Below are 9,725 nucleotides of genomic sequence, written 5' to 3' on the forward strand. Positions count from 1 at the left end.
CATCCCGTTCGAACCGGAAGCGGCGAACCTGTTCTTCCAACTGGTTTCCTCCCGGTATGAGCGGGCCAGCTTGATCGTCACCAGCAACAAGGTCTTCGGCCGGTGGGGCGAGGTGTTCGGTGACGACGTGGTCGCCGCCGCCATGATCGACCGCCTCGTCCACCACGCCGAAGTCATCGCCCTCAAGGGCGACAGCTACCGGCTCAAGGACCGCGACCTCGGCCGCGTCCCCACCGCCGGCACAACCGAAGAGTAGAGATCAATTCCCATGCAGGGGGTCAACATTCAGATGCCGGAAAGGGGTCAAATTCGGGTGCCGTTGACAACTGGCGACGACCGGCGAAGACGGGACGGTGCGGGTCTGGGATCCCGTGATCGGCCGGTCAGTTGGCAAACCGCTGGTCGGTCACACCGGGTGGGTTCGGACACTATGCGCGGTGCGGCTCTCGGACGGTCGGAGCATGCTGAACCCCTGTCCGCACAACAAAAGAGTGTTCACATTCGTCAGGCTCCGTTACGCCGGCGGCATGGCTTGGGACTCAGATCTCCCGCCCGAAGACGTGTTTCTTCCCGTCGGTAGCGCTGGGACTGGACTTCCGTGCCGGGACTTCTGACCGGTGTGGCCGCCCTTGGCGCCTTGATCTTCACTGGGCAGTCGAGCAAAACAAGACACCCAACGAATCGAACGCAGATCAGATAAACCAGTCGCAACCACACGTCCCACGATCATGCCTTGCCCGTAGACCGGTGCGATCATCGCAGGTCAAGAACGCGGCGCAGCGTTTTGGAACCTCACAGGCACACCTGACGCTACGCCACGGAAAACTTGACTCAAATGTCGAGGTTCGAGGGGCCTAGTTGATCTAGCGACGCCACGATATGATCTTGGTAGCCCCGGATCATGTGATCAAGTACCGCGGAATGTCCGCTGGTTCGCCGTCGGCTCGGGGCTATGACGCCCTGATCCGACGGTCGATTTCGCGGGTCACGTCCTGGCCGCCGTACTCGGCGTTGGACAGCATCGCCACGTCCAGGTCGTCAGCGGGGTAATAGCGCGCGATCCCGCTGGCACCGGGGCTACCGCCGTCCTTGTAGTAGTTCCAGACCGAGCCGTCCCGATCCAGGGTGAACTCCAGGCCGAAGCCGTACCACACGTCGCCGGCGTCGTGCTTGTGGTGCAGGACCTGCGGGGTGAGGAACTGCTTGGTGCGCTCGGCCGACAGCAGCTCACCGGCGCGCACGGCTCGCAGGAACCGCACTAGGTCGTCCACGGTGGCGTGCGCTCCGCCGTCGGGCGAGCCGATCGGCGGATAGCTGAAGATGTTCTGTTTCCACCCGGTGATCCGCCCCTCGGTGTCGACGATCGGATCCCAGCCTTCGGCGACGTCCGGCGCTGCCTCCCGGCGGTCGTAGAAGTCCGACGCGGTCATGCCCGCGCGGGCGAACACGGCGTTGCGGACCTGGTCGCGGTAGGTGGTTCCGGTGATCTCCTCGATCGCCAGACCAACGAGGACGTATCCGGCGTTGCAGTACCGGCACCCCTCGCCCGGGGGAAAGTTCGGTGGCTTGTAAGCGAAGTGCGGCAGGTGATCCCGCGTCCGCATGACCGCGTAGACCGGCCTGTCGACCCACAACGCCTCGTAGCTCTCACCGGCTTCCTTATCCGCGTCGTCGGCGATCCCGGAGGTGTGCGTGAGCAGGTGCCGCACGGTCACTTCGGGTGAGATTGTCGTGCCGGTCAGGTCGGCGATCTCGGTGATCGGCTCATCCAGGTCCAGACGCCCCTCGTCCACCAGCTGCATCGCGGCCACCGACGTGAAGAGCTTGGTGATGGACGCCGTGTCGAACCGGGTGGCGAGGGTGTTCGGCACGGGCCACCGGCGACTGGCCCAGCCGTAGGCACCCGCGAATACCGTCTGGTCCCCGCGGCGGATCAGCACCACCCCGGAAAACTGGTTGGCGGCAGCCCGGTCGCTCACCCACGCATCCAGCCCGGTGAACGACATCCTCCGACGGTAGCGAGACCAGCCCCACCGCGCCACGAATCCCCGATTGTTGTCGCGATGTCGCCACGTGCGGGTACTGGCGCGCGCTGAAGAAATGCAACGGCACTGAGACTCAAGCTCGGAGCCATCTCGTGAGACAAACCGAGAACCCGCATGTCACAAAGATCGACATGTAACGCGAGTCGAGACCCTACAGACAATGTTGTGTTGTAGGGTCTCAGTTCTGGCTGCATTTTCTCAGTGCTGATTGCATGCCCATTGCATTTGTGCAGCGTTCGTGAAACAAGTGCCCGTTCTCGGTGAAGGTTGCGGAGTCTCACTGGACATCTGGCGTACCTTGCTGATTCTCACGTAGTGGCTCTTCGAGGGCCCACTCTTCACTCTTTGGGCTGGCGCTGGCCTCACTGGGGTTGGCTTGTCTCATCGAGGTGTCGAGGTGCGCGGCATGGATCTTGTGGGGCGGCCCTCGGAGTTACGCAGGTTCGACGTCATATGGTTGGGCCGGCAGGGCGAGGTACGGCTTCGGTCGGCCAAGGCGGCGGTGACAGCGTTCGAGGACGTCCGCCGGTCCGGGACTTCCCTCCTACCGAGGTCAACGCCATTTTCCTGGTCTTATTTGGCCGGTCACGGAGTCGGATTATGTGATCTATGAATCCCAGTTGGAGTTGGCTCGCTTGTTGTCCGCCGACTTTGACGTGTCAGTTGAGCACATCGTGGCCCAGCCGTTAGAGCAGTAGTTCGGGTTGCCTGGGCATCGCTGAGCCTGTCCGCGTAACGGTCTGTTGCGCTTCAGTTCGCAGTCGCGTGCGGCATGTGCCGAGGTGCAGGGAGGCGAGTATGTCGTGGGCGTAAGCTCGGGTATTTAAGGTCTCTGGCCCAGCCACCGCGACATCGGACGCCGCTTCGGCACTCGGTTGCCTTTGATGGCTGAAGATTGAATATCCCTACTCGACTGCGAGAGAGGGTAGTGATGGACCCGAAGAGCCACATGCTGACCGTGCGGCGAAGCCAGCACCGGGTGCACGCCGAGATGGTTCCCGGGATCGGGACGCCGATCGTGCTGATGCACGGCTTTCCCGACAACACCCACCTCTACGATCGCCTCCTCCCACACCTGGTCGGCCGTCGGCCCGTGGTGTGTTTCGATTTCCTCGGCTGGGGCCGCTCGGACAAGCCGGCGGGCTACCCGTACACCGCAGCGAATCAGGTAGGCGACCTGGCTGCCGTCGTCGACGCCATCGGCGAGCACGTGGACACCGACCAGTTGGTGCTGGTGGCTCACGACTCCTCCGGACCGCCGACGATCGACTGGGGGCTGGCCAACCCCGGGCGGGTTGCGATGCTGGTACTGCTCAACACCTACTACCACTGGACCCCGAGCCTGCGTCGCCCGCCGGCCATCGCCTTGTATTCCACACCGTTGGTCCGCGGCGTTGCCCGTGCCCTCGTGCGCCGACGGCCCGAGCTAGACCGGCGCCTGTATGCCTGGCAGGTTGGCCGGTTCATCCACGACGCCGAGGTACGTGACCCGCTTGTCGCACAGCTTTACGAGCAATTCATCCCGGCCCGGCCGGCGTTCTGGCGGCTCAACGATGACCTGCTGGGCACGGTGCTGACCCATCGGCGTCGTATCCCGGAGTTGCGCCGTTTCGCCCCGCCCGTTCGGGTGATTTTCGGGATCCGCGACCGCTATCTCAATCCCCGGGTTGCACGGGAGTTCGCCGCTCTGTTCCCCCATAGCGAACTGCATTTGCTCGACCACGCCGGACACTACGTCCAGGTCGACCGCCCTCAGCAGGTAGCCGATCTCATCATGGCCGAGTGAAACCGAACGGCCACCACACTGCGTGTCTTGAGGACAAAATCCACCAACGGCTGTGTGAGCCTCAAGGAGTCGCGGCTTGAAATTCTCGTCCCGAGGCTCAGGAGCGTCCTCGTCGGTCAGCACCTGTGAAGACCTTCCCATGAGAGGTCAGGCCGTGACACGCCGGGACGAGGTTCGCTACCCGAGTGACCCACTCCTCAACATCCGACGTGACGTCCGCGGCTGCGCCGTGGTCCTGCACATCGTCGGCGAGATTGATGTCACCAGCGCGGGCATTCTGAGCGAGCACCTGAAGACCGCCGAGGCTCTCGCGACGTCACCCGCACCGGTCGTTGTCGACCTCGATCGGGTGACATTCCTGGGCTCGTTCGGCATCGCAACCCTCATCGATCACCACCAGCGATGCCGCGAGCAGAGCACCCCTCTGCGACTCGTCGCCACCCACCACGCCGTCCTCCGCCCGATCGAGACATGCGGACTGACCAGGCTGTTCACCATGTGCGACAGCGTGGCCCACGCGTTGACCCCCACCGCCTGATCACGCTCGAGCACACAGCCCCCGCTAAGCGGCAGGCACCTCGCGTCACTCCGTGCCCTGCTCTCCGGCAAGCACAGCGCGCACGCCGAGCGCGGGCGGCTGCAACGGGCGGCTGCACTATGTGCTCAGCAGGACGATCGATCTCGTGCCCGCGACGTCGGCTCGTCGTGTCACCCGCATCGACGCCGAGTGTGCATAAACTGGTGATCAGCAGCGGGTGACCTATACCCGCGACTACCCGCGAAACGATCTGACGGCCCCAAGACACCTCCCCCGTGGTCTCGGGGCCACCGCCTGTCCAGACTAGACAGGACGCTGCGCGAGACCGCTGGCATCAGTGCTCGTCGACATGGTCTCCATGAGCGGCGTGCCGGTGGCCGTCATGCACGTAGTCGACATGATCACCATGTGGCACCGCAACGTGGCCGCAGCCTGCGCGGTGCGTGTGGTGGTGCCCGTCGTGGAAGACGTGTTCGGTCGGCTCGCACTCGTCGTAGTGCCCCTCGTGGACCCGGTGCACGTGGCCGTCGTGCACGTAGTCGACATGATCACCGTGCGGGATGGCCACATGGCCGCAGCCCTCCCCGTGCGTGTGGTCGTGGCCAACATGCTCCATGTGAGCGGTTGTCATCACTGTCCACTCCCTCCACAGGAAAAGCCCATCGATCCTCAGCGGGGCTCATCATGCCCCCGACAACATGGGCAATCACGCCACTGGCGTTCGTTCGCCATCACGGGCCTTTCACACCATCGCCACGCGCCGGCTCGCCGAGGTCCAGCACGCACACGCACAACCAAGGCGACCAGCTCACCTCACCTGACCACCTGGGCGAGGTGTGATCACCTTGCCCCGCAACCTGATTAACCGACGCCGACCGCGACCGCGTGTGCGAACTACACGCCGAGGGCAAGACCCGCAACGACATCGCCCGCGCGATCGGCCCCTCGCCGTCCACGGTGACCAAGATCGCCCGCACGCTCGGGTTGTCGTTCGATCGCCAAGACGGCCGCTGCGACGTACGTCCGGCAGGTCGACAACCGCCCGGCGTACCGAGATCGCCGGCCGACTTTACGGCCGCGTCGAGCAGATCCCTAATGTTGCTTGGTGTCCACAGGGTTCGAGCGCGTAGGTGATGGCTTCGTCGGTGGTGAGGCGGGTTCCTTCGCGGAATGCGACGGTGAACGTTTCGTCTCCGAGTGACCGTCGGGTTTGTTGCTCGCACTGCTCGTGGGACACGGCGGTGTACCTGAGCGTGCTCGGTAGGACGCCGGTCGATCGCCATAAGGGGTCGGCTGCCCCGAGCAGCCGGGCGGCGCGTCTGTGGTGTCCCTCGGCTGCTGCGATCCAGCTCAGCATCTCGATGCTGTGGGCCAGGCCCCATCGGTTGGTGAACGGTTGGTTGATGCGCAGGGCATCGCGAACCAACTGGTTGGCGCCCTGCCGGTCGCCGGTCAGCCATCGACCGATGGCGAGTGTCCACAGTGCCCACAATCTGGATAGGTGTGCGCGGGGATGAGACAGGGTCAGGCACTCTTCGCCGAGGTCGATGGTCCGCTCGGGTTCGCCGAGGATCGCGGTCATCACGGCCAGTTGGAACAGGGCGACCCAGAGACCCGCGCCGTTGAGCCGGTGGAGGCGGGCGAGCGCGTCCTCAAGGAGCCCGATCCCACCCGGGATGTCGTTCTGGAAGAACGTGGCCACGCCGGTGATCCGGGTGGCATGGGCGAGGGCGACCTCGTCGCCGAGTCGCTGTGCCACGCGGCGGCATTCCTCGATCATCGGCAGCCCCGCGGCGATGTCAGCCTGGATAACGGCGATCTCGCCATTGAGCCACAAGGCTTTGGCCCGTGCTGGGCTCGGTTGCGGATTCGACTCCAGAGCCCGGCCGAGCCAGTATCGGCCTTCGGTGTGGGAGCCGGACAGAAACCAGTAGAGCCACAGTGTGGTCGTGATCTCCAACCCCGCTCGCTGCTCGCCGGGTTCGGTCAGGCAGAACCGCAACGCGGCCCGCAGATTGGCGTGCTCACGCTGAAGCTGGGCGTACCGCTCCACCTCGTCCGGCCCGAGCCAGGCTCGCGCTGCCTGCTCGGCCAGGCGCCCGTAGTGATCCCGATGCCGCGCCTGTATCGCCGTCCGGCGGCCGGACGACGCCAGTCGTTCCTGACCGTACTGGCGAATGGGTTCCAGCATCCGGTACCGCACCCTGGTTCCACTGCTGTCCCGCGTCAGGATCGACTTGTCCACCAGGCCAGCCACGAGGTCGAGGACGGCCTCGGCGGGAATGCCCTCGCCGGAGCAGACGGCCTCGGCCGCGTCCAGGTCGAACCCGCCGATGAACCCGGATGCCCGTACCCACATGTCCTGTTCCTCGACCGAGCACAGGTTGAAGCTCCAGTCGAGGGTCGCGCGCAGCGTCCGCAAGCGGGGTACGGAGATTCGGCTGCCCTCGGCCAGGAACTCGAGGTAGTCATCCAGCCGGCGCAGAATCCGGTGGACAGGTAGCGCCCGCACCCGGACCGCGGCGAGCTCGATGGCCAGCGGGATGCCATCCAGCCGGCGGCAGATCCGGGCGACGGTCTCGCAGTTGCCGGCATCGACCCGAAATCCTGGCAGGGCGGTCGCGGCCCGCTCGGCGAACAGGCGCACCGCCGCATGTCGCGTTGATGGGCTTTTTGCCCGGGGCGGATCCGGCACCGGGAACGCGCCCACCTCAATCTGGTGCTCGCCAGCCGTACGCAGTGTGTGCCGGCTGGTGGCCAGGACCCGCAGGTCCGGCGCCGCGCACAGGAACCGGTCCACCAGTATCGCGCACGCATCCGCCAGGTGCTCGCAGTTGTCCAGCACCAGCAGCAGCCGCTTGTCCGTGAGGTAGTCCGCGAGCGTGTCCAGCAGTGGCCGGGCCGACCGGTCCTGGATCCCCAGGACGTCGGCGATCGCGTGGGGCAGCAGCTTGCCATTGGTCAGCGCCGCTAGCTCGACCAGCCACACACCGTCCGGAAACCGCTCGTGCAGGGCTGCTGCCACGCGCAGCGCCAGCCGGGTCTTGCCCACACCGGCGACGCCGGTCAGGGTCACCAGGCGAGCGGTGGACAGCAGGCGTTTGGTGGTGGTGATCTCTCCCCGGCGGCCGACGAAACTAGTGGTGTCGGCCGGGAGATTGTTTTTCGGCGTCTGCGTCTTGATGCCGGTCATCTCGGGGTCTCGTGTTTCACTGTCGAGTGATCGGTTGAGCGGGGAGACCGAGTCCAGTCTGGACAGTCCACGACCAGTGGAGCCGACCGCGCCACGACGCCCTTGTCGACAGTCTGTGATAGCCCGACTCCCTTCGCAGTGGCCGTGGGCGGCGGAGTCTCGCCAGTGGCTAGTAGCTGCCATCGTGCGCCGCGCTGGTGTGGGGCGATGATTTGTCCGTGGATCCGAGCCAAGTGGTTCGGGGCACCGTGTGTCGAGTACGTGCTCACGGATCAGGGGTGCGAACCGGGCTGCGCTGGCATGGTTGGCGTGGCGTTCGATGGAGTGGCCCTGGCGCGGACCCGTGTGACACGGGCGGACTTGGGTAGTCGTGTGCAGGGCAGGTGAGGTGACCCGCGGTGCGACAGTTCGATAGTGGCGGTCCCCGGGCACAGGGCCCGGTGGTGGTGTGGGCTGGGCTGGACGAAGGGCCTGCGCTGGTGGTCGTTGATCCGGCCGGTGCGGCCACGCGTGCGGAGCTGCCCACCGCCTGGCGTCCGCTTGCCGAGCGTTTCCAGATCGCCTGGTGCCGGGTGCCGGTCGGCGGCGGGTCGCTGCGGGACGTCGAGGATGTGCTGGAAACGTTGGCGCAGGACCACACCCGGGCCGACCTGGTGGTCAGTGGACTGGTGTCCGAGGGCGCGATGGCGCTGGCCGCGCTGTTCGGGGCCACCGTTCGATCCGTACTGCTAGTCGACCCCGCACCAGTGGAGCCCAACGATCGGGTGCGTGCCGACGGGGTGCGGTCCCGAGTCGTCGCCCGCAGCGTGGGTGGTGACCGGGACCGGGTAGAGCCGCCGATCCCTCTCGGCCATCCGGATGTAGTGGAGGGCATCATCACCGCGTTGGCGGACGCCGACCGGGAACCATGGCCTGATATCCATGATGGCTGAGCCCTCCGAGAACATTGTTTGTCCCATGTCGTCATTGTTTGAAAGTCTGCCGCCCGTCCGTGTCGGTGGAGGCGCGACGTCGTAGATCTCGAACACCGGTGGGTCACAGCGGCTGTGGTAGGGCAACGGGGGCAAGTAGCGCGCCGACCACGCGCCCGGTTGTCGCCGGCGGTCTTGGCTGAGAACACTCGGTGTCCGCTGGCCACACCGGCATCCGGTCACGCATGGGCGCTGGGTAGCCAACTGAACGGCTCTCTCGTGGAGCAACTATGTGCGACCTACCGTGTGTGGAGACTGGAAGGAATCCAGTCCAGGGCCTCCTCACGGATTCGCAGTGTCCGGCACTGCGGATCCGGGCGTTCGCCTGTCATCTTTCGAGAGAGATCCCGTTGCGTATACGAACCCGCTCCTAGTAGTGCTTTGTTAGGTCCGGTGATGAAGTCGATGCTCGATTCTTCTGGAACCAGACGATGGCTTCGTGGCGAGACGCGACGTTGTACCGCTCGAAAAGTCATCGTTGCACGTCAAGCAGCGTATCGGTATTCGTTGATGAGTCCATTGAGGATGCGGGTGCGTCGCGGCTTGCGGGCGTTGGTCGTGTGTACCGTGTCTGGCTGTTGGTGGGTCTCGGGTGGTCGTTGTTGCCGGGCTTGGTGAAGGCCGGTGCTGGTTGTAGTGCTGCTGATATTCGGCGAGAACCTGGCGGGCGTGCGTCTCGTTGATGATCAGAACGTGGTCACAGAGCTCGGGGGCGGAGGGTTCTGATGACACGTTCGCAGTGTGTGGTCATCCGCGGTGCCCGGGGTGCGCTGGTCAGGATGTCCATCTCGTCGGCTTGGAAGACGGCGTCGAACGTCGAGGAGTTGTTCCCGTCGCGGTCGGGAAGCAGGAATCGGAATGAGTGGGTGCCGAACTGGGCGGTGAGGTTGCGGGCTTGTTGTGTCGTCCACTCCTGGGTCGGGTGTTGGGTGACACCGGCGATGTGTGGCCGCCGCGTGCCGTGCTCGAGGAACACCAGGGCATAAAGGCGTTTGCCGAGGACGGTGTCGATGTGGAAGAAGTCTGCGGCGATGATGCCGTGGGCCTGGCTGGCCAGGAACTGTTTCCAGGTGGGACCGGTGCGACGCGGTGCGGGATGGATGCCGGACGAGTTGAGGATCTTCCAGACGGTCGATGCGGCGATCCGATGTCCGAGCCGGGTCAGCTCGCCGTGGATTCTCCGGTGGCCCCA

At 65.2% G+C, this 9,725-nt stretch carries 7 protein-coding genes and 1 pseudogene; 4 read left to right on the forward strand and 4 right to left on the reverse strand.

Translation table 11 applies throughout. The annotated features are described in order from the left end of the window. On the forward strand, positions 1-256 hold a 256-nt coding region (locus B9C43_RS55160), incomplete at its 5' end, for an ATP-binding protein (protein ID WP_160097475.1). Positions 257-950: 694 nt separating this feature from the next. On the opposite strand, the gene B9C43_RS55165 is transcribed toward B9C43_RS55160, so the two are convergent. After that, entirely contained in the window at positions 951-2,006 is a 1,056-nt protein-coding gene (locus tag B9C43_RS55165; RefSeq protein WP_084435111.1) for a serine hydrolase domain-containing protein, read from the reverse strand. A 970-nt stretch (positions 2,007-2,976) separates the two neighbouring features. Here B9C43_RS55165 and B9C43_RS55170 point away from each other — a divergent pair. After that, a complete protein-coding gene (locus tag B9C43_RS55170; protein WP_084435112.1) occupies positions 2,977-3,831 on the forward strand; it encodes an alpha/beta fold hydrolase in 855 nt (284 codons plus the stop codon). Between the two features lie 154 nt (positions 3,832-3,985). Next, complete coding sequence (locus B9C43_RS55175; RefSeq protein WP_235039436.1) at positions 3,986-4,369, forward strand: STAS domain-containing protein; 384 nt, start codon at positions 3,986-3,988, stop codon at positions 4,367-4,369. A gap of 334 nt (positions 4,370-4,703) precedes the next feature. Here the strand turns inward: B9C43_RS55175 and B9C43_RS55180 are convergent, their stop codons facing one another. Together B9C43_RS55180 and B9C43_RS55185 are read right to left on the reverse strand one after the other, a co-directional pair. Further along, on the reverse strand, positions 4,704-5,000 hold the full coding sequence (locus B9C43_RS55180) for a hypothetical protein (RefSeq protein WP_084435114.1): 297 nt from the start codon (positions 4,998-5,000) through the stop codon (positions 4,704-4,706). A 438-nt stretch (positions 5,001-5,438) separates the two neighbouring features. Beyond that, positions 5,439-7,562 carry an ATP-binding protein gene (locus B9C43_RS55185; protein ID WP_160097477.1) on the reverse strand — a complete coding sequence of 708 codons (2,124 nt, stop codon included), beginning with the start codon at positions 7,560-7,562 and terminating at the stop codon, positions 5,439-5,441. A 398-nt stretch (positions 7,563-7,960) separates the two neighbouring features. On the opposite strand from B9C43_RS55185, the gene B9C43_RS55190 reads away from it, so the two are divergent. Next, on the forward strand, positions 7,961-8,494 hold the full coding sequence (locus B9C43_RS55190) for a hypothetical protein (RefSeq protein WP_143447320.1): 534 nt from the start codon (positions 7,961-7,963) through the stop codon (positions 8,492-8,494). 736 nt (positions 8,495-9,230) lie between these two features. Here the strand turns inward: B9C43_RS55190 and B9C43_RS58245 are convergent. After that, positions 9,231-9,725, reverse strand: a pseudogene (locus B9C43_RS58245) (integrase core domain-containing protein); the annotation flags it as partial.

It is taken from the genome of Kibdelosporangium aridum, assembly GCF_900176515.1.
Lineage (GTDB): Bacteria > Actinomycetota > Actinomycetes > Mycobacteriales > Pseudonocardiaceae > Kibdelosporangium > Kibdelosporangium aridum.

What these genes read in the sequence shown, in the direction of transcription:
- B9C43_RS55170 (WP_084435112.1), top strand. Translation starts at nt 2,977, where the DNA reads ATGGACCCGAAGAGCCACATGCTGACCGTGCGGCGAAGCCAGCACCGG.
- B9C43_RS55180 (WP_084435114.1), bottom strand. Translation starts at nt 5,000, where the DNA reads ATGACAACCGCTCACATGGAGCATGTTGGCCACGACCACACGCACGGG.
- B9C43_RS55165 (WP_084435111.1), bottom strand. Translation starts at nt 2,006, where the DNA reads ATGTCGTTCACCGGGCTGGATGCGTGGGTGAGCGACCGGGCTGCCGCC.
- B9C43_RS55185 (WP_160097477.1), bottom strand. Translation starts at nt 7,562, where the DNA reads ATGACCGGCATCAAGACGCAGACGCCGAAAAACAATCTCCCGGCCGAC.